The sequence below is a fragment of the Kitasatospora sp. NPDC058492 genome, assembly GCF_042720685.1.
In the GTDB taxonomy this organism is placed as follows: Bacteria; Actinomycetota; Actinomycetes; order Streptomycetales; family Streptomycetaceae; genus Kitasatospora.
In genome coordinates this window covers 1-19,812 of record NZ_JBHXMU010000035.1, presented here as the reverse complement: position 1 = coordinate 19,812, position 19,812 = coordinate 1, and the positions used below count along the sequence as shown (strand labels likewise).

17 protein-coding genes and 1 riboswitch are annotated in these 19,812 nt (G+C 73.0%); of the genes, 13 read left to right on the top strand and 4 right to left on the bottom strand.

Annotated elements, in window-relative coordinates:
• The first annotated feature begins 291 nt into the window (after nt 1-291).
• Nucleotides 292-1,983 (top strand): APC family permease, encoded by a 1,692-nt coding sequence (locus ACFWPI_RS22825; protein ID WP_380373818.1) that lies wholly within the window; start codon nt 292-294, stop codon nt 1,981-1,983.
• Nucleotides 1,984-2,113: 130 nt separating this feature from the next.
• Here the strand turns inward: ACFWPI_RS22825 and ACFWPI_RS22820 are convergent, their stop codons facing one another.
• Nucleotides 2,114-3,094 carry a class I SAM-dependent methyltransferase gene (locus ACFWPI_RS22820; RefSeq protein ID WP_380373820.1) on the bottom strand — a complete coding sequence of 327 codons (981 nt, stop codon included), beginning with the start codon at nt 3,092-3,094 and terminating at the stop codon, nt 2,114-2,116.
• A gap of 614 nt (nt 3,095-3,708) precedes the next feature.
• On the opposite strand from ACFWPI_RS22820, the gene ACFWPI_RS22815 reads away from it, so the two are divergent.
• A complete protein-coding gene (locus tag ACFWPI_RS22815) occupies nt 3,709-5,139 on the top strand; it encodes an aldehyde dehydrogenase family protein (protein WP_380373823.1) in 1,431 nt (476 codons plus the stop codon).
• Nucleotides 5,140-5,301: 162 nt separating this feature from the next.
• Here the strand turns inward: ACFWPI_RS22815 and ACFWPI_RS22810 are convergent, their stop codons facing one another.
• The gene (locus ACFWPI_RS22810) at nt 5,302-6,792 is read right to left on the bottom strand and encodes a glycine hydroxymethyltransferase (protein ID WP_380342309.1); all 1,491 of its coding nucleotides are present in this window, start codon (nt 6,790-6,792) and stop codon (nt 5,302-5,304) included.
• Nucleotides 6,793-6,821: 29 nt separating this feature from the next.
• A riboswitch (ZMP/ZTP riboswitch) is annotated at nt 6,822-6,917 on the bottom strand.
• A gap of 305 nt (nt 6,918-7,222) precedes the next feature.
• Between ACFWPI_RS22810 and ACFWPI_RS22805 the strand changes: the two genes are divergently transcribed.
• The 4 genes from ACFWPI_RS22805 to ACFWPI_RS22790 all read left to right on the top strand — a co-directional run bounded on the left by ACFWPI_RS22805 (nt 7,223) and on the right by ACFWPI_RS22790 (nt 12,887).
• Entirely contained in the window at nt 7,223-8,188 is a 966-nt protein-coding gene (locus ACFWPI_RS22805) for an ABC transporter permease (RefSeq protein WP_363367281.1), read from the top strand.
• A 76-nt stretch (nt 8,189-8,264) separates the two neighbouring features.
• A complete protein-coding gene (locus ACFWPI_RS22800) occupies nt 8,265-10,016 on the top strand; it encodes an ABC transporter substrate-binding protein (RefSeq protein ID WP_380373827.1) in 1,752 nt (583 codons plus the stop codon).
• A 119-nt stretch (nt 10,017-10,135) separates the two neighbouring features.
• Nucleotides 10,136-11,128 carry an ABC transporter permease gene (locus tag ACFWPI_RS22795; RefSeq protein ID WP_063350084.1) on the top strand — a complete coding sequence of 331 codons (993 nt, stop codon included), beginning with the start codon at nt 10,136-10,138 and terminating at the stop codon, nt 11,126-11,128.
• A 118-nt stretch (nt 11,129-11,246) separates the two neighbouring features.
• On the top strand, nt 11,247-12,887 hold the full coding sequence (locus ACFWPI_RS22790; RefSeq protein ID WP_380373831.1) for a dipeptide ABC transporter ATP-binding protein: 1,641 nt from the start codon (nt 11,247-11,249) through the stop codon (nt 12,885-12,887).
• Here the strand turns inward: ACFWPI_RS22790 and ACFWPI_RS22785 are convergent.
• Nucleotides 12,884-13,537 (bottom strand): GNAT family N-acetyltransferase, encoded by a 654-nt coding sequence (locus ACFWPI_RS22785; protein WP_380373834.1) that lies wholly within the window; start codon nt 13,535-13,537, stop codon nt 12,884-12,886. The genes ACFWPI_RS22790 and ACFWPI_RS22785 overlap by 4 nt on opposite strands.
• A 41-nt stretch (nt 13,538-13,578) precedes the next feature.
• On the opposite strand from ACFWPI_RS22785, the gene ACFWPI_RS22780 reads away from it, so the two are divergent.
• Entirely contained in the window at nt 13,579-14,010 is a 432-nt protein-coding gene (locus tag ACFWPI_RS22780) for a cytidine deaminase family protein (protein WP_380373837.1), read from the top strand.
• 120 nt (nt 14,011-14,130) lie between these two features.
• Nucleotides 14,131-14,694 (top strand): EF-hand domain-containing protein, encoded by a 564-nt coding sequence (locus ACFWPI_RS22775; protein ID WP_063350081.1) that lies wholly within the window; start codon nt 14,131-14,133, stop codon nt 14,692-14,694.
• A 54-nt stretch (nt 14,695-14,748) separates the two neighbouring features.
• On the opposite strand, the gene ACFWPI_RS22770 is transcribed toward ACFWPI_RS22775, so the two are convergent.
• Nucleotides 14,749-15,324 (bottom strand): TetR family transcriptional regulator, encoded by a 576-nt coding sequence (locus ACFWPI_RS22770; protein WP_363367271.1) that lies wholly within the window; start codon nt 15,322-15,324, stop codon nt 14,749-14,751.
• Between the two features lie 149 nt (nt 15,325-15,473).
• On the opposite strand from ACFWPI_RS22770, the gene ACFWPI_RS22765 reads away from it, so the two are divergent.
• From ACFWPI_RS22765 to ACFWPI_RS22745, 5 genes are all read left to right on the top strand, one after another.
• A complete protein-coding gene (locus ACFWPI_RS22765; protein WP_380373841.1) occupies nt 15,474-16,067 on the top strand; it encodes a dihydrofolate reductase family protein in 594 nt (197 codons plus the stop codon).
• Between the two features lie 177 nt (nt 16,068-16,244).
• A complete protein-coding gene (locus ACFWPI_RS22760) occupies nt 16,245-16,664 on the top strand; it encodes a gamma-glutamylcyclotransferase family protein (protein WP_380373844.1) in 420 nt (139 codons plus the stop codon).
• 102 nt (nt 16,665-16,766) lie between these two features.
• The gene (cbiE, locus tag ACFWPI_RS22755) at nt 16,767-18,005 is read left to right on the top strand and encodes a precorrin-6y C5,15-methyltransferase (decarboxylating) subunit CbiE (protein WP_380373847.1); all 1,239 of its coding nucleotides are present in this window, start codon (nt 16,767-16,769) and stop codon (nt 18,003-18,005) included.
• Nucleotides 18,002-18,763 (top strand): precorrin-4 C(11)-methyltransferase, encoded by a 762-nt coding sequence (gene cobM, locus ACFWPI_RS22750; RefSeq protein ID WP_380373850.1) that lies wholly within the window; start codon nt 18,002-18,004, stop codon nt 18,761-18,763. Before cbiE ends, cobM begins: the two co-directional genes overlap by 4 nt.
• A gap of 5 nt (nt 18,764-18,768) precedes the next feature.
• Nucleotides 18,769-19,512, top strand: coding sequence for a cobalt-precorrin-6A reductase (locus tag ACFWPI_RS22745; protein WP_380373852.1), 744 nt, complete (start codon nt 18,769-18,771; stop codon nt 19,510-19,512).
• The last annotated feature ends 300 nt before the right edge of the window (nt 19,513-19,812 follow it).

Genomic DNA, 19,812 nt, shown 5'->3' with positions numbered 1-19,812 from the left:
GTGCCGTCGCCATCCACGGGTTCTTCCGGGTCCTCTCGGGTTCTCTCGGGTTCTCCGTGCGGACCGGGTGGCCACTGCGGCGCTCGCGACCCCCGCAACCGCTGTGACCCAGGCGACTTCTGCGGCTGTCGTGACCCGGAAAGCGGACACGAGATGGCAACGATCGGACAGTTTGAGCTTCCCTTGAGGTATTCGCCCGTTTTGGCCCCATAGGCTGTCTCCGTTTGTCCGGAAACCAGCGTAAAAACCACGACACCACCCGATGAAACCCCGAGCGAGAGGACCGATACGTTGAGTGAGCCAGAGTCTCCGACGGCATCACATCAGAACTACCGGCGATCGCTCGGCACCATCAGCCTCACCGCCGTGGGGCTCGGATCGATCATCGGATCCGGGTGGCTGTTCGGCGCCGAGCGCGCCGCCCGGCTGGCCGGCCCCGCGTCGATCCTGGCCTGGGTGATCGGGGCCGCCGTGGCACTGACCATCGCGCTCACCTACAGCGAGCTCGGGTCGATGTTCCCCAAGGCCGGCGGCATGGTCCGGTACGGCCAGTACTCGCACGGCTCGCTGGCCGGCTACCTCGCCGCCTGGGCCAACTGGATCGCCATCGTCTCGGTCATCCCCGGCGAGGCCACCGCCTCCGTCCAGTACATGAGCTCCTGGCACTTCGGCTGGGCACAGGGGCTGTACAACGGCAAGGAACTCACCCTGAGCGGGGTGGCACTGGCCAGCGTGCTGCTGGTCGGCTACTTCATCCTCAACTGGTTCGCCATCACGATGTTCGCCAAGACCAACACGGCGATCACCGTCTTCAAGGTCATCGTCCCGACCCTGACCGCCGGCGCGCTGCTGTTCGCCCACTTCGACACCGCCCACTTCACCGACCACGGCGGCTTCGCGCCGAACGGCTGGAGCGCCGTGTTCACCGCCGTCGCGGTGTCCGGCATCGTCTGGGCCTTCAACGGCTTCCAGTCCCCGCTCAACCTGGCCGGCGAGGCCCGCAACCCCGGCAAGTCGCTGCCCAAGGCCGTCATCGGCTCGATCCTGATCGCCCTGGTGATCTACGTCGCGCTGCAGATCGCCTTCATCGGTGCCATCCCGGCCGCCGACCTGTCGCACGGCTGGAGCAGCCTCGCCTACACCTCGCCGCTCGCCGACCTCGCGATGGTCTGGGGCCTCAACTGGCTCGCCCTGCTGCTGTACGCGGACGCCTTCGTCTCCCCCAGCGGCACCGGCATGATCTACGCCGCCACCACCTCGCGCATGATCCACGGCGTGCAGGAGAACGGCCACCTGCCGAAGATCTTCGGCAAGGTCGACGCCAAGACCGGCATCCCGCGCCCGGCCCTGGTGCTCAACCTGGTGGTCGCCTTCCTGTTCCTCGCGGTCTTCCGCGGCTGGGGCTCGCTGGCCGAGATCGTCTCGGTCGCCACCGTGATCTCGTACGTCACCGGCCCGGTCGCCGTGATGGCGCTGCGCCGCCTCGCGCCGGACCTGCCCCGGCCGGTCCGGCTGCGGGCCATGCCGGTCATCGCGCCCGTGGCGATGGTGTTCGGCTCGCTGGTCCTGTACTGGGCCCGCTGGCCGCTCACCGGCAAGGTCATCCTGCTGATGGCCGCCGGTCTGCCGATCTGGGCCTGGTACGAACTGCGCAAGCCGTGGGCCGAGCTGAAGCCGCACCTGAAGGCGGGCGCCTGGATGGTCGCGTACCTGTTCGTGATGGCCGGCGTCTCCTGGGCCGGCAGCACCGACTTCGGCGGCCAGGGCTACCTGCCCGAGGGCTGGGACCTGCTGGTCGTCGCGGCCATCGCACTGGCCTTCTACCACTGGGGCGTCGCCAGCGCCTGGGCCAACCCGTCGCTGGCCGCCGTCCGGCGCGAGCTGGCCGAGGAGGCCGCGGCCGCCGAGGGCTCCGACGGCTCTGCGGGCTCCGCGGGCTCCGCGGGCTCCGGCCAGGAGCCGCGGGAGGCCTCGCGGGCCTGAGGGAGCGCGCAACACCGAGGGGCCGGTCGAGTTCGTCGACCGGCCCTTCGGCGTTGGCGGGGCGGGACAGGGCGGGGCGGGGCCGAGTATCGGGTGACAGTCGGACCCGTCGGCCGTCGGCGGGCGGCCGTCAGCCGCGGCGGGCGCGGCGGATGACGGAGGTGACGACCGGGGGCAGCAGGTCGCGGGCGGCGCGCTTGGCGACATTGGCCGGGCGGCGCAGTTCGGCGGCGCGGGCCCGGCGGGCGGCGAGGTCGCGGGCGGCCTCCTCCTGGACCGCCCGGCGGGACTGCGAGGCCTCGTCCCGGGCCGCCTCGGCGGCCAGCCGCCGGTGGTGGCGGGAGGGGCGGAACGCGCCGATCCCGTCCGAGTCGCCGGTCATCCGGAGCACCTGCTGCCCGTTCAAGGTCTCGGAGCTGAGGTAACAGCCGGAGGCGAGGTCCACCCGGTCGAGCAGGTCGCGCTGGAACGGCTCCGGATCCCCCCAGGTGCCGTAGAACTTGCACTCGGTCAACATGATCGGCTTGAGCCCGTGGTTGAAGACCGCGCCCCAGGTCGCGGCGGCCACGCCCGGGGTGTGCTGCGAGCGGTAGTCGTCCAGGACGACGACACCCTGGTCCTGGAGCGCGACCCGGGCCACCTGGAGGTCGCCCACGACGTGCTCGTACAGGTGCGAGGCGTCGATGTGGATGAAGCGGAACGTGCCCGCCGCGATCCGCCCGCCGGCCAGGGCGGAGGTCGGGGCCTGGATTATCTCCGGCAGTTCCTCGTGGAAGGCGAGGTAGTTGACCTCGAAGGCCGAGCGGGTCAGCGACTTCCGGTAGGAGGTGTCCATCTCGGCCGCGTTCTCGTCGTCCGGCGCGTCCGAGTCGAAGAGGTCACAGACGGTGAAGGACTCGCCGGGCTGGAGGTGCTCGCCGATCACGATCGCGCTGCGGCCCAGGTACGCGCCCATCTCCAGCAGGTCGCCGGTGACCCCGGTCTTCTCCTGCCGTCCCATGAACCAGTCGAACGAGTGCCGGTCATGGTCCCAGAACCAGCCCGGAACGTCCTCCAGCACGGCTGGTTCGGCAGGCCGCTGCGACTCGTCCTTCAACGCGGCATCGGTCACGGGATGCTCCTTATGCGGTACGGATGACCTGCGGATTTGAGCCAGACCTCAGCCCGGTGGAAACCCCCGCCCGACCGTGGGACGCGCTGGTCCCGGACCATGTGCACCACTACGAACCACTGGCAACAGTAGTGCCTCACCGCTGAGTTCGCTGCAATCTACAGCGGTGCCCGCAGGCGTGAGGAGCTTTTCGCGCAATGATTTTCGCGGACCGTCGTTTCGCTGCCGGAGGGTGAACGCGGAGCCTTCGGGACGGTTCGTCCGGTGTCCCGCGACGGCGGACCACGGCGCGGCTGGTCGCGCCGCGCGCCGATCGTCAACTGGACGCCCGGCGGCGGGCGGTGGAGCTGACGGCGGTGGCGGAGGCGGTGACGAGGACGGTGGGCGGGCGGCCGCCCGGTGCCGCGGCCGTGCGAGGCCCTTGAGCGGTCGGACGAACGGGGCGCGGGCGCGGGGACCGAGCCGTTCGACGAGTACACCGCGCGGTTCGCCCCGGGGTAACCCGCCGGCCCACCGGACCGGATTGGCTCTTGCGCGCGGCCGACCGGGCCGCCTTGACTGGCCCTTTGACTAGCACTGTTGGTCAATCGGCCGACCGGATGAGAGGACACTCGGTGCAGCAGCACGCGGAGTACGGCGACCAGTACATCGACGGCGCCTGGCGGCCCTCCCTGGACGACGCCGGGTCGATCGAGGTGCTGAATCCGGCGACCGAGCAGGTGCTCGCCACCGTGCCGGCCGGCGGGCCGGCCGACGTCGACGCCGCGGTCGCCGCGGCCCGCCGGGCGGCCCGCGGCTGGGCGACGACAGCCCGCGCGGACCGGCTCGCCCTGCTGACCCGGCTGCGGGACAGAATCGCCGCCGCGCAGGAGGAGATCACCGCCACCGTGGTCGCCGAACTCGGCGCCCCGGTCGGCTTCGCCGCCGCCGTGCACGCCGGAGCGCCACTGACCGTGGCGACCTCCTACCTGACACTGCTCGCCGAGCACCCCTTCGAGGAACGGATCGGCAACTCGGTGGTGCTCGCCGAGCCCGCCGGGGTGGTCGCGGCGATCACGCCGTGGAACTACCCGCTGCACCAGATCGTCGCCAAGGTCGTCCCGGCCCTGGCGGCCGGCTGCCCGGTGGTCCTCAAGCCCGCCGAGGACACCCCGCTGGTGGCCCGGCTGTTCGCCCGGCTGGTGCACGAGGCGGGCTTCCCCGCGGGCACGTTCAACCTGGTGACCGGCACGGGCGTGGTGGCGGGTGCGGCGCTCGCCGCCCACCCGGACGTGGACGTGGTCTCGTTCACCGGATCCACCGCCGTCGGCCGGCAGGTCGCCGAGACGGCCGGCCGGGGTCTGAAGCGGGTCGCCCTGGAACTCGGCGGCAAGTCCGCCAACGTGGTGCTGCCGGGCGCGGACCTGACCCGGGCGGTCAACGTCAACATCGCCAACGTGTTCGCCAACTCGGGCCAGACGTGCAGCGCGTGGACCCGCCTGCTGGTGCACCAGGACCAGTACGAGGAGGCCGTCGCGACGGCCGCGAAGGCCGCCACCAAGTACGCCCCGGGCGATCCGACCGACCCGCAGACCCGGATCGGCCCGCTGGTCAACGCCGAGCAGCTGGCCCGGGTGCGCGGTTACGTCGAGGGCGCGCTCGCCGCGGGCGCCCGGCTGGTCGTCGGCGGCGCGGAGCCCGTCCCGGGCCTGCCCACCGGCTTCTACGTCCAACCGACCGTGCTCGCCGACGTCACGGGGGACATGGCGATCGCCCGGGAGGAGGTGTTCGGCCCCGTCCTGGTGGTCCTCCCCTACCGGGACGAGGACCACGCCGCCGAACTCGCCAACGACACCGAGTACGGTCTGGCCGGCGGCGTCTGGGCCGCGGACACCGACACCGCCGCCGCCTTCGCCCGCCGCCTCGACACCGGCCAGGTCGACCTCAACGGCGGCCGCTTCAACCCGCTCGCCCCGTTCGGCGGCTACAAGAGCTCCGGCCTCGGCCGCGAACTGGGCCGCCACGGGCTGGAGGAGTTCCTCCAGTACAAGTCGCTGCAGTACTGACCTCGGTACCGAGCGGGGTGCCGGCCTCGGCGCCGGCTCCGGGCCCGCCGCAAGTGGGGCGGCGGGCCCGGGGGTTCGGGCATCGAGGGCGGTTGGACGGGGCCGGCCAGGCGGGGCCGGCCAGGTGCGGCCGGTCAGGTGCGGCCGGTCAGGTGAGGCCGGTCAGGTGAGGTCGACGCCCGGGTAGAGAGGGAAGGGGGCGAGGAGGTCGGTGGCGCGCTTGGCGACGCCGTCGCGCACGGCGTCGTCGAGGCGGTACTGGGCCTTGGAGGGGGCGCCGCCCGCGGTGGTGGTCGGGGTGGTGGCGCGCAGGACGGTGTCGATCAGGGCGGCGATCTCGTCCATCTCGGCGGTGCCGAGGCCGCGGGTGGTGAGGGCCGGGGTACCGAGGCGCACGCCCGAGGTGTACCAGGCGCCGTTCGGGTCCTGCGGGACGGAGTTGCGGTTGGTGACGACGCCCGAGTCCAGCAGCGCCGCCTCCGCCTGACGGCCCGTCAGGCCGTAGCCGGAGACGTCGGCGAGGACGAGGTGGTTGTCGGTGCCGCCGGTGACCAGCCGGCCGCCGCGGCGCAGCAGGCCCTCGGCGAGCGCCCGGGCGTTGTCCACGACGGCGTGGGCGTAGGTCTGGAACTCGGGTCGGCGGGCCTCGGCGAAGGCGACCGCCTTGGCGGCCATGACGTGCGAGAGCGGTCCGCCGAGCACCAACGGGCAGCCGCGGTCGACGTGTTCGGCCAGTTCGGTGTCGCACAGCACCATGCCGCCGCGCGGGCCGCGCAGCGACTTGTGGGTGGTCGTGGTGACGATCTGGGCGTGCTGGACGGGGTCGTGGTCGCCGGTCAGCACCTTGCCCGCGACGAGGCCGGCGAAGTGCGCCATGTCGACCATGAGGGTCGCGCCGACCTCGTCCGCGATCTCGCGCATCCGCCGGAAGTCGACCAGTCGCGGGTAGGCGGAGTAGCCGGCGACCAGGATCAGCGGGCGGAACTCCCGGGCGGTCTCGCGCAGCGCGTCGTAGTCGATCAGGCCGGTGGCCGGGTCGGTGCCGTAGCTGCGCTGGTCGAACATCTTGCCCGAGATGTTGGGTCGGAACCCGTGGGTGAGGTGGCCCCCGGCGTCCAGGGACATGCCGAGCATCCGCTGGTTGCCGAGCGACTGGCGCAGCTGCGCCCAGTCCTGCTCGGTGAGGTCGTTGACGCCCCGGACCTTGGCCCGCTCCAGCGCCGGGCTTTCCACCCGCTGGGAGAGGACGGCCCAGAAGGCGGTGAGGTTGGCGTCGATGCCGGAGTGCGGCTGGACGTAGGCGTGGTCGGCGCCGAACAGGGCGCGGGCGTGCTCGGCGGCGATGGTCTCGACGGTGTCGACGTTGCGGCAGCCCGCGTAGAAGCGCCGGCCCGCGGTGCCCTCGGCGTACTTGTCGCTGAGCCAGTTGCCCATGGCGAGCAGGACGGCCGGGGAGGCGTAGTTCTCGCTGGCGATCAGCTTGAGCGAGGCGCGCTGGTCCTCCAGCTCCTGGCCGATGGCGGCGGCGATCCGCGGCTCCACGCCGGCGACCACGTCGAGGGCGCTGCGGAAGGCGGTGTCGGCGGCCGCGCCGGCGGCGGTGTGCGGGGCCTGGGCGGCCTCAACGGCATGAGGGGTGTGCGGGGTGGCCAAGGCGGTCTCCTCGTGGTGCACGGACGAGTACGGACGGCCCAGGCGCTCGGCAACTGTCGTGCGGGTGCACGGAGCCGCTTCCCGATGGTCGGTTCCATCCGTGCGCGCCAGTCGCGGCTCCCCGGGATCGTACCAATGCCCGGGGGGATGTGGCGGAGATCTCAGGATTCGGGACGGCACGCCCGTTTCGCCCCTCGATGTCCGTTCTTCTGCAACGCCGGTATTGCGGCGCAATGACGCCGAATGAAGCCGCAATACGCGCCGAAACAATGCCGGGGAAAACCGCCGGAGGTGATTTGCGGACCTCCCCGCGCATCCGGTCTGATGGCGCTCGAACGGCCGACGGGAAACCCCCGGGGGCCGGTTCGGAAATGCACACCAGCGCACCCTCACCCACAGGGCGGCGGAGAATTCGGGGAGTACGCCTCTCATGGCCGTGGTCGAAACAGCAGCGGGCTCCGTCCCCGCACCCGCCGCGCCGAGGCTGCTCGGCCGACTCCTGCGCGACCGGGTCGGCGCCGCCGCCCTCGCCGTCGTCCTGCTCTTCCTGCTGCTCGCCCTCGCCGCCCCGCTGATCGCCGCCCTGTACGGGAAGAACCCGGTCGAGCACTACGGCCAGAACTCCCCCGGCCTGCTCAGCGACAGCGGCCTGCCCGTCCTGCCGAACGGCGGCATCTCGGGCGACTTCTGGTTCGGCCTGGAGCCGGGGCTCGGCCGGGACGTCCTGACCCAGCTGCTCTACGGCATCCGCACCTCGCTGCTGATCGCCTTCGCCTCCGCCGCCGTGACCACCACGCTCGGCGTGCTGGCCGGGGTCGCGGTCGGCTACCTCGGCGGGATCGCCGACCGGCTGTTCGGCTTCCTGGCCAACGTGCTGCTGGCCTTTCCGACCCTGCTCCTGCTCCTCGCGCTGAGCCCCGTCATCCAGTCCCGGCTGGTCGATCCGGGCGCCGCGGAACCGGAGTGGATGCAGTTCCTGGTGCTGATCCTGGTCTTCTCCGCGTTCGGCTGGATTCCGCTCGCGCTTTCCCTGCGGGCCACCGTGCGGTCGCTCCGGGAAAGGGATTTCGTGCAGTCCGCCCGGGCCCAGGGCGCCGGCCGATTCCATGTCGTCGTCCACGAACTGCTGCCGAACGTCCGCTCGCAGCTGCTGGTGCACGCCACCATGGCGGTACCGACCTTCGTCGCCTCCGAAGCGGTGCTGTCCTTCCTCGGCGTCGGCATCACGGAGCCGATCCCGGACTGGGGGCGGATGATCTCCCGCGGCTCCGAGGTCTTCCAGGCCGATCCGACCTACATGGTCTTCCCCGGTGTCGCCCTGCTGCTCTTCGTGCTCGCCTTCAACCTGCTCGGCGATGCCGTCCGGGACGCGCTGGACCCGCGCGCCGCCCGCTGAGCCCCCGTCCTCCTCCGTCCATCACCCCAAGCCCGCCCCGACCCGCCCCGACTCCCGGGGCAAGGAGAGATTCGCCATGCGCTGGACCAGACCGTCCCTCGCCGTCGTCGCCACCGCCCTGCTGGCGACCGCCTGCTCGGCCGGCGCGGGCACCGGCCCGGCGCCCGCCGGGGCGGCCGCCAAGGAGACGTCCCCGCTGACCGCCGCGCTCGGCGGCGAGAAGGAGAGCGCCGGCCCGGCCCCCGCCGTCGCCGGCGCCCGCGTGGGCGGCACCGTGAACGTGTACAACAGCGTCGAGTTCCGCCACCTCGACCCGCAGAAGGTCTACGCGGGCGCGACGTACAACGCCTCGCTGCTCTGGGGCCGTCAGCTGACGCAGTATCAGGTCGTCGACGGCAAGGCCAAGTTGGTCGGCGACCTGGCGACCGACACCGGCACCTCCGGCGACGGCGGGCGCACCTGGACGTACCGGCTCAAGGACGGCGTGGCCTGGGAGGACGGCAAGCCGATCACCTCCCAGGACGTCAAGTACGGCATCGAGCGCAGCTTCGGCAAGGGCTACGAGGTCGGCCCGCCGTACTGGCCGCAGTGGCTCACCGGCGAGGCCAGCTACGAGGCGGCGCGCGCCAAGTACGCCGGCCCGCAGGACGGCGACCTGGCCGCGATCGAGACGCCCGACGAGCGCACCCTCGTCTTCCACTTCCCGCAGCCGCAGGCCGACGTCCCGTACATGGCCGCGCAGTCCTCGTCCTCGCCGGTGCGCCGGGACAAGGACACCGGGACGGACTACGACCGGCAGCCGTTCGCCACCGGCCCCTACCGGATCGTCGAGCACGTCCAGAACACCCGCATGGTGCTGGAGCGCAACCCCGCCTGGAAGGCCGAGACCGACCCGATCCGCAGCCAGTACCCGGACAAGTTCGTCTTCACGTTCGGCAAGGAGGCGCTCAACATCAACCAGGAGATCCTGTCCGGGCGCGACGGCGGCGCCAGCGCCACCACCGCCTCCGACGTGCTCTCCCCCGAGCTGTACCAGACCGCCGACACCGACCCGAAGGCCAAGGACCTGGTCGTCTCCGGGCGCCAGGGCGCCTTCGTCACCCAGCTGGTGATCAACAACGAGCGGGTGCCGGACGTCGAGGTCCGCAAGGCCCTGCACCTCGGATACCCCCGCCAGCAGGCCCGCCAGGTCCAGGGCGGCTCCCGGATCGGCGAACTCGCCAGCACGCTCAGCTCGCCGGCGCTGATCGACTGGGAGAAGTACGACCTCTACCCGGTCAAGCCCGAAGGCGACCCGGAGGCCGCCAAGGCCGCGCTCGCCAAGGCCAAGCAGGCGCCGACCAGCCTGACCTACGGGTACAAGAACACCCCGGACGGACAGCGCACCGCGCAGGTGCTGGTGGACGGCTTCGCCAAGTCGGGCATCACCATCGTGCCCAAGCCGATCGACCCCAAGGCGTTCCTGGACGAGGTGCACCGCGCCGACTCCCCGTACGACCTGTTCGAGGAGACCTCCTCCGTCGACTGGCCGACCCCGTCCACGCTGATCCCGTTCTCCTTCGACGGCCGCGCCGGCAGCGACCTCAACTCCGCGCGCTACCGCAACCCGGCGGTGGACAAGGAGATCGACCGGATCAACCAGATCGGCGAGCCGCGCGCCAAGGCCAAGGAGCTGTACGCGCTGGAGAAGACCGTGATGCAGGACGTCCCGGTGCTGCCGTTCGTCTACGCGAACGTCAACCAGGTACGCGGCTCCAACGTCGGCGGGGCGTTCATCCACCCCATCTACGGCACGGTCAGCCTGGCGTGGCTGTACCTGAAGTCCTGACCGCCGTACCCGCCCCCGCGCCGGTCGGTGCGGGGGCGGGCCCCTGAAGTCCTGCACTCCCCGTGTGCTCCACGTAGCCCTCGCGTACGTCTCCCCGTCCCGTCGACCCCGGACCGGCCATGCTCTCCTTCGCCCTGCGGCGGACCCTCCAGGCCCTCGCCGTCCTGGTCGCGGTCTCCGCCGCCGCCTTCGCCCTCTTCTACGCCGCGCCCGCCGACCCGGCCCGCGCCGCCTGCGGCCCGCGCTGCGACAGCGGCCAAGTCGCGGCGGTGCGCCAGAGCATGGGCCTGGACCAGCCGCTGCTCACCCAGTACACCGACTACCTCACCGGGGTCGTCGCCGGGCGCGACATCAGCGACGTGGACGGCTCGGTCATCCACTGCGACGCGCCCTGCCTCGGCTACTCCTACCGGCTGCACCAGCCCGTCACCGAGGCCCTGGCCGACCACCTGCCGGTCACCTTCTCGCTCACCGCCGGCGCCCTCGCCGTCCTGCTGGTGCTCGGCCTCGGCACCGGGTTCGTCTCCGCGCTGCGGCACGGCGGCCGCACCGACCGGCTGCTCTCCGGCTTCACCCTCGTCGGCGCCAGCGTGCAGATCTACTTCCTCGGATACGTCGCCCAGTGGGCACTGGTCTACTCCACCGGCCTGCTGCCACTGCCCTCCTACACCCCGCCGACCGAGGACCTCGCGGCCTGGGCGGGCGGGCTGCTGCTCCCCTGGCTCGTCCTCGGCTTCGTCAACTCCGCCGTGTTCGCCCGGCTTTCACGCTCCCAGCTGCTGGAGACGATGAACGAGGAGTACGTCCGCACGGCGCGCGGCAAGGGCCTCGGCCGGCTGCGCGCCCACCTCAAGTACACCTCGCGCGGCGCCGCCGGACCGCTGGTGCAACTGCTCGGCCTGGAGGCCGGGGTGCTGCTCGGCGGGGCGGTCATCACCGAGACGGTGTTCGGGCTGAACGGGGTCGGGCGGTTCGCCGCCCAGGCGGTGTCCGGGCAGGACCTGCCCGCGGTGGTCGGCGCGGTGCTGCTGGCCGCCTGCTTCGTGGTGCTGTTCGTCGCGCTGGCCGACCTGGTGGTGGCCTGGCTCGACCCGCGAATCCGCCTGAGCTGACTGGAGCCGTTCGATGACGTCCACTGTTGAATCCGTGTCCGGGGGCGTGTCCGGAGCCGCGCCCGGAGCCGTGTCGGAGGCCGCTCCTGGGCCTGGTGCCGCGCCCTCCGCAGAGCCCGTGCTGAGCGTTCGCGATCTGACCGTCACCTTCGCCGACCCGCGCGGCGGGACGCCCGTGACCGCCGTCCGGGGGCTCTCCTTCGACCTCGCCGCCGGTGAAGTCCTCGGCCTGGTCGGCGAGTCGGGCTCCGGCAAGTCGGCCACCGGCCTCGCCGTCCTCGGCCTGCACGACCCGCGCACCACCACCGTCACCGGCTCGATCCGGCTGGGCGGGCAGGAGTTGGTGGGTGCGACGGAGTCCACGCTGCGCCCGGTCCGGGGCGGCCGGGCCGCGCTGGTCTTCCAGGACGCGCTCACCTCGCTCAGCCCCTTCCACGGCGTCGGCGCCCAACTCGCCGAGATGTACCGGCTGCACCACCCCGGCGCCGGCCGCGCCGAGGCCCGCCGACGGGCCGCCGCGATGCTCGACCGGGTCGGCATCCCGGCCGCCCGGGTGCACGACTTCCCGCACCAGTTCTCCGGCGGGATGCGCCAGCGGGTGATGATCGCCATGGCACTGATGAACGACCCGCAGGTGCTGATCGCCGACGAGCCCACCACCGCCCTGGACTCCCGGGTGCAGCGGCAAGTCCTCGACCTGCTCGGCGAGTTGCAGCGCGAGCACGGCACGGCGGTGCTGCTGGTCAGCCACGACCTCGGCGTGGTCGCCGGGACGACGGACCGCACGCTCGTGCTGCGCGGCGGCGTCGAGGTCGAGTCCGCGCCGACCGTCGAGCTGCTGGCCGCGCCGCGCGAGCCGTACACCCGCGCACTGGTCGGGGCGGCGCTCACCCTCGACTCCGTACCCGGCTCGCCGTTGCCGACAGTTGACGATCCGTCACCCACCGCCGAATTCGCGCCCCGGACGGTCGGGCACCCGGAGCGCTGGCTCGTCGAGGTGGCTGACCTCGCCGTCCACTTCCCCGGGCGGCGCCGCCTTCCCAACCTGCGCGCCGAGCCCGTCCGGGCGGTGGAGGGCGTAGGACTGCGGATCGCCCCCGGCGAGACGCTCGGACTGGTCGGCGAGTCCGGCTCCGGCAAGTCCACCACCGCCCGCGTCCTGGCCGGCCTCCAACAGCCCACCTCGGGAACGGTCCTGTACGACGGCCAGGACGTCACCCGCCCGAGCCGGGAGCTGCGGCGCCGGCTCAGCCGGGAGATCCAGCTGGTCTTCCAGGACCCGTACGCCTCCCTCAACCCGCGCCGCACCGTCGCCCAGACCCTCGACACCTCGCTGCGCCTGCACACCTCACTCGACGCGGCCCAGCGGCGGGAGCGCTCGGCCGAACTGCTGGACCAGGTCGGGCTGCCCGCCGCCCACCTGGACCGCTACCCGCACGAGTTCTCCGGCGGACAGCGCCAGCGGATCGGCATCGCTCGGGCCCTCGCCCCGCAGCCGCGCCTGATCATCGCGGACGAACCGGTGTCGGCCCTAGACGTCTCGGTCCAGGCGCAGGTGCTCAACCTGCTGATGGAGCTGCGCGAACGCCTCGGCGTCGCCTTCCTGTTCGTCTCGCACGACCTCGCCGTGGTGCGGCACTTCTGCGACCGGGTGGCCGTGATGCACCGGGGCCGACTGGTCGAGTCCACCGACCGCGACCGCCTGTTCAGCGCGCCGCACACCGAGTACACCCGGGAACTGCTGGCGGCGGTGCACTAATCCTGGGACCGGTCCTCGCGGGGACTGGCCGTGGCCGTGCGGTCGGGCGTGGCCTCACGGGGGTCGGTGGCCTCACAGGGGCCGGGCGTGGCCTCGCGGGGGTCGGTGGGGAGGAGTGCGTAGAGGTGCATGTCGCGGCGCTCGTCGCCGACGGTGCGGTGGCTGCGCAGCAGGCCCTCGTGCCGGAAGCCGGTCCGCTCGGCGGTCCGGAGGGACGCGGCGTTCCAGGGTTCGATGTACAGCTCCAACCGGGCGAGGCCGAGGTCGTCCAGCGCCCAGGCCGCGACCGTCCGCAGCGCGTGCCCGGCCACCGCGCGCCCGCGCGCCGAGGGGGCCGTCCAGTAACCGATGGAGGCCCTGCCGTCGGCCTGCGGGAACAGCCCGACGAAGCCGACGGCCCGGTCGTCCGGCCGCGACGCCACGGTGAAGGAGTAACCGGTGCCGTCCGCCGCCCTCGCCCACTGCCGTTCGACGAACGCCCGATCGGGCTCGTCGTCGTACCCGGCGGAGGCGGCCGGGACGGTGGTGACCAGCGGGATGTACGGGTCGGTGCCCGCCTCCCGGACCACGGCGAGGTCGGTGAGGCGCCAGGGGCGAAGGGTGAAGGGGCCCGCGCAAAGCGTTGGCACGATCAGGGGCGGTCGGTCCATGCTCGAAGCCTGTCATGTGCGATCAAGGAGTCCCAGCGAATATGTCCGCCAGCGATCAATCCGACTCCGTAGGAGACCGCGCAGCCGTCGACCAGGAGCTCGTCGAGGCCGCCCGGGCGGTGGCCCAGCGCTTCTCCCGGGGCGACAACCACACCGTCGCGGCCGCCGGACGCAACGCCGACGGGCGGATCGTCACGGCCTTGAACGCCTACCACTTCACCGGCGGCCCGTGCGCGGAGCTCGTCCTCATCGGCGCGGCCGCCGGCCAGGGCGCGTACGACCTCACCACGGTCGTCGCGGTCGGCGACCAGGGCCGGGGCGTCGTGCCGCCGTGCGGCCGCTGCCGGCAGGTGCTGCTCGACTACTTCCCGACGGTCGAGATCATCGTCAAGCGGGGAACGGAACTGCTCGCCCTGCCCGTCCTCGACCTGCTCCCCGAGGCGTACGTCTGGGCCGAGCACCAGGACGGCTAGCGACCCCGCCTTCGAGTCACGCCCGTGTGGCCGTTCGCCCGTCGTTCGGCTGCGCGAGCGCGACTCCAGGCACTAGCGTGCTGGCGACGTGTCGTAGTGATCGCCAACCGAGGGGGCACATTGTCGGACGACCTGCTCACAGCAAAGATCAACCACGGGTTCGACCACCTCGACGCCGACGGCGACGGACTCCTCACCGAACGGGACCACGTCCTCATGGGCATCGCCGTCGCCCGCTCGCTCGGCCACCAGGAGGGCTCGGAGGCCGAGGCCGTCATCGTCCGCGCCTACCTGACGGTCTGGCACGACCTGCACCTGGCCCACCTGCCCGCCGGCACCGAGGCGATCACCCGCGAACAGTTCGTCCGCTCGACCGGCGCCCTCTCCGACGACCCCGAGGCCGCGCGGACCAGCTTCGGCGCACTCGCCGACGCCTTCCTCGCCGTCGCCGACACCGACCGCAGCGGAACGGTCGACGCCGGCGAGTTCTTCGTCTTCCAGCGCGGCCACTTCGCCGGCCTCTCCCGCGACGACGCCGACGAGGCCTTCCGCCACCTCGACCGCGACGGCGACGGCACCCTCTCCGCAGCCGAGTTCACCAGCGCGATCATCGAGTTCTGGACCAGCCGCGACCCCGACGCCCCCGGCAACTGGTGGACGGGCAGGCCCCCGCACACCCTCTGACACCCCCTCCGGCACAGCCGCCCCCTCGCCCGCCGAAACGCGAGGCCGGCAGGGTCAGGTCGCGGGGACGATTCGCTCGACGATGGTGTCGAGCAGGGCGGGCAGGGTGTCGGTGCCCAACACCTCGGGCAGGGTGAGGTGTTCGACGATCAGGCCGGTCATCGCGAGGTAGAGGACGAGGACGGTCTCGCGGTCGCCGGGCAGTCCTCCGTCGAGGTGGTAGGCGACGTTGGCCTCCAGCTGCTCGCGGATGGTGCCGGTGAGCTGGGCCCGCAGGCCGGGGCGGCGGGTGGCTTCCAGGCGCAGTTCGAGCATCGCGAGGTAGCCGGCCCGGTCGGCGGAGATGCGGCGGATCAGGTCGCGCATCAGGGCGGCGACCAGAGCGCGGTCACGCGGGGCCCGCAGCAGGTCGGCGATGACGGCCGGGTCCGGGGTGAGCCGGTGGTGGATGTGCCGGGCGGTCTGGTGGAGCAGGTGGTCGCGGTTGGCGAAGTAGTTGGAGGCCGTGCCGTTGGGGACGCCGGCCTGCACGTCGACCGCGCGGAAGGTGAGGCCGCGGGCGCCCTCGCGGGCGAGGACCTCGATGGCGGCGTCGGCGAGGGCGGTGCGGCGGGCGGGGTTCTGGACCATGGGTCGATTCTCTCTCGCGGGGTTTTCGGGGGCCGGGGCGCCCGGGCCTGAAAACACCTTGGCAACCACTACGACTGGAGTACTATAGTCGGAGTGGTTAGGCGGCGGGCCGCACGGCCCGCGCCGCTTCCCGACCCCAAAGGACCTGCATGCGCAAGCTCACCTACTTCATCGGCACCACCATCGACGGCTTCATCGCCGGCCCGGACGACAGCTTCGACTTCTTCGCGCCGTTCCTCACCGAGGACTACACCTCGACGCTCTTCGCCGAGTACCCGGAGACCATCCCCACCCCCGGCCGCGCGGCGTTCGGCATCGCGGAGGCACCCAACAAGCGCTTCGACACCGTCGTCATGGGCCGCGGCACCTACGCACCGGGGCTGGCCGTGGGCCTCACCAGCCCCTACGCCCACCTGCGGCAGATCGTGGTCTCCCGCACCCTCGGCACCAGCCCGGACCCGGCGGTGGAGGTCACCGCGGAGGACCCGGTGGCCCTCGTCCGCCGGCTGAAGCAGCAGGACGGGCTCGGCATCTGGCTCTGCGGCGGCGCCGACCTGGCCGGCCAGCTGCTGCCCGAGATCGACGAGTTGATCATCAAGCAGTACCCGGTGATGGTCGGATCGGGCATCCCGCTGTTCCGCGCGGAGTTCGGGCCCCGCGCCTTCACGCTCACCGACAGCCGCGTCTTCGAGCGCGGCAACGTCGTCCTCACCTACGCACGGACCGCCCCGGACGCCGCCTGACGCCCACCGTCCGGCGGACGCGCGGGGCACGGGACGCGCGAGGCAAGAGGCGCGCGAGGCAAGAGGCGCGCGAGGCAAGAGGCGCGCGAGGCAAGAGGCGCGCGAGGCAAGAGGCGCTATCGCGGCGCGGGCGCGAGGACGTACCGTGGGCGCTCCCCCAGCCGAGAGGTCGAACCCGTGTCCGAGGAGGCCCTGCCGTTCTTCGTCTACGGCACCCTGCGCAGCGGCGGCCGCAACCACGCCGCCCACCTGGCCGGACGCTGCGCCGACATCCGCCCGGCCGTGCTGGACGGCGCCACACTGCACGACGGCCCCGGGTACCCGTACGCGGTGCCGGACGCGACGCCCGGGCGCCGGATCGTGGGCGAGCTGATCACCGTACGGCCCGGCGCGTACGCCGGAGCGCTCGCGGCGCTGGACCGGCTGGAGGACTGCCGGGCGGACGGGACGGGCCTGTACGTACGGCGGCGGCTGCCGGTGCGGACGGCGGCGGGCGAGCTGCGGGAGGCCTGGGTGTACTTCGCCGGGCCCGTCGTCGAAAGCCGACTGCGGGAGCAGCCCGCGGTGATCGACTCGGGGGACTGGGCGGACCGGTAGCGGGGGACGGGCGGGAGACGGGCGGTCGGATACCGCCAGGTAGGCTGCCCCGATAGTTATTTTTTCTACTCACGGCGCCCGCCGAACGACAGGAGCCACCCGGTGCCCGAGCTGCCACCCCCGATCACCGTCGTCGGGATCGGGGCCGACGGCTGGCCCGGCCTCTCCACCGCCGGCCGGGCCGCCCTGCGGGCAGCCGAGGTGGTCGTCGGCGGCCCCCGGCAGCTGGACCTCCTCCCCCGCGACGAGGTCGCCGCCGAGCGCGTCCCGTGGCCGTCCCCGCTGCGCCCGGCCGTTCCCGGGCTGTTCGCCGCGCACGCGGACCGCCGGGTCGCCGTCCTGGCCAGCGGCGACCCGATGTTCTACGGCATCGGCCGCACCCTCGCCGAGACGGTCGGCGCCGGGCGGCTGCGCGTCCTGCCGCACCCCTCCTCCGTCTCCCACGCCTGCGCCCGACTCGGCTGGCCGCTGGAGTCCACCGAGGTGGTCAGCCTGGTCGGCCGCCCGCTGGACACCCTCGCCCTGGCCCTGAACCCCGGCCGCCGCCTGCTCGTGCTGAGCGCCGACGCCGCGACCCCGGCCGCCGTCGCCGCACTGCTCACCACACGCGGCTACGGCGCCGCCCGCCTGCGGGTGCTCGAACAGCTCGGTGGCCCGGCCGAACGGCAGCTCGACGGCACCGCCGACTGCTGGCCGCACCCGCCCGGCGACCCGCTGAACGTCATCGCGGTCGACCTCGGCGACGGCCCCCGCAACCCGCTCGTCCCCGGCCTGCCCGACGCCGCCTACGAGAGCGACGGCCAGCTCACCAAGCGGCACGTGCGCGCCGCCACCCTCGCCGCCCTCGCCCCCTCCCCCGGCGAACTGCTCTGGGACGTCGGCGGCGGCTCCGGCTCGATCGCCGTCGAGTGGCTGCGCGCGCACCGCGACTGCCAGGCCGTCAGCATCGAACGCGACCCGGTGCGGGCCGAACGGATCGCCCGCAACGCCGCCACCCTGGGCGTGCCACGACTGCGCGTGGTGACCGGTCCGGCCCCCGCCGCGCTCGCCGAACTCCCCGCCCCCGACGCGGTGTTCATCGGCGGCGGCCTCACCGCGACCGGCCTGCTGGACAGTTGCTGGGCCGCCCTGCGGCCGGGCGGCCGGATCGTCGTCAACACCGTGACGCTGGAATCCGAGGCGCTGCTCACCGAGTGGTACCGGCGCCACGGCGGGGAGCTCGTCAAGCTCGCCGTCGCGCACGCCGTCCCGGTGGGCGGCTTCACCGGGTGGCGGCAGGCCATGCCGGTCACCCAGTGGTCCGCCGTCAAGCCCAACACCCCTCAGGAGAACGCGTCGTGACCGTCCACTTCATCGGAGCCGGCCCCGGCGCCGCCGACCTGATCACCCTGCGCGGCCAGCGCCTCCTGGCCCGCGCCGAGGTCTGCCTCTACGCCGGCAGCCTGGTACCGCGCGAGCTCCTCGACGAATGCCCGCCCGGCGCCCGCCTCGTCGACACCGCGCAGCTCAACCTGGACCAGATCATCGCCGAGCTCGTCCGCGCGCACCAGGCCGGACAGGACGTGGCCCGGCTGCACTCCGGCGACCCGTCCGTCTTCTCCGCCGTCGCCGAGCAGATGCGCCGCCTCGACGCGGCCGGCGTGCCGTACGAGATCGTCCCCGGCGTACCCGCCTTCGCCGCCGCAGCGGCCGCGCTCAAGCGGGAGTTGACCGTCCCGACCGTCGGCCAGACCGTCATCCTCACCCGGATCGCCAAGCGCGCCACCCCGATGCCCGAGGGCGAGGACCTGGCCACCCTCGGCCGCAGCGGCGCCCTGCTGGTGCTGCACCTGGCCGCCGGCTACGTGGACGACGTCGTCGAGCAGCTGCTCCCGCACTACGGCGCCGACTGCCCGGCCGCCGTCGTCGCGATGGCCAGCCGCCCGGACGAGCTGGTGCTGCGCGGCACCCTCGCCGACATCGCCGAACAGGTCAAGGCCTCGGGCGTGGTCCGCACCGCCGTCATCCTGGTCGGACGGACGCTGGCCGCCGAACAGTTCCGCGACAGCCACCTCTACTCGGCGGAGCGCGAACGCCCGCACGAGCCCTGCGGGGCGTGAACCCCATGACCCGGCACGTCCTGATCCTCGGCGGGACGACGGAGGGGCGAGCGCTGGCCGCCGCACTCGTCGAGCTGCCGTCCCTGCGGGTCACCAGTTCGCTGGCCGGCCGGGTCGCCCGACCCCGGCTGCCCGCCGGAGAGGTGAGGATCGGCGGCTTCGGCGGCCCGGAGGGGCTGGCCGACTGGCTGCGCGGCGAGCGGGTGGACGCGGTCGTCGACGCCACCCACCCGTTCGCCGCCGGGATGTCCCGCAACGCCGCCCTCGCGGCGGCCGCCGCCGACGTGCCGCTGCTGGCGCTGCGGCGGCCCGGCTGGGCGCCCGTCCCCGGGGACCGCTGGCACCACGCACCCTCGCTCGCCGCGGCCGCCGAACTCCTGCCCGGCCTCGGGCGGCGGGTCTTCCTCACCACCGGGCGACAGGGCATCGCCACCTTCGCCCACCTCGACCACCTGCACTTCCTCGCCCGCTCGGTCGACCCGCCCGAGCCGCCGCTGCCGTCCACGCTCGAAGTCCGGCTGGACCGGGGGCCGTTCACGCTCGACGGCGAACGGGCGCTGCTGCGCGAGCACCGGATCGACGTCGTGGTCACCAAGGACAGCGGCGGCGCCGCGACCGCGCCCAAACTCACCGCCGCGCGCGAACTCGGCCTCCCGGTGGTCGTCGTGGAACGCCCGCCGCTGCCCGACGGCGTACCGGCGGCCCCGGACGTACCGGGCGCGGTGCGGTGGTTGCAGCACCTGCGCTAGGACGGCCGGCCGGGTCGGGTCGGCTCGGCTCGGCTCGGCTCGGCTCGGCTCGGCCGAATGTCGACGCCGACACCGCCGACCCGGACGAGGCCTTCGCAGCCTGGCGCCGCGGGTGCAACCACGCCCGTCAACTCGTCGCCGCCGCCGAGTCGTTGGACGTCCTGGGGCACTACGGCGAGGAGGTGCGAGTAGCCCGCAGATGGCCGACCCGCCCCCACGCGGGCGGCCCGTCGGCCAACAGATCGTGGATCAGATACTGTGTCTTATAAAAAAAAGACGCTGCCCACCAAAGTACAAGTG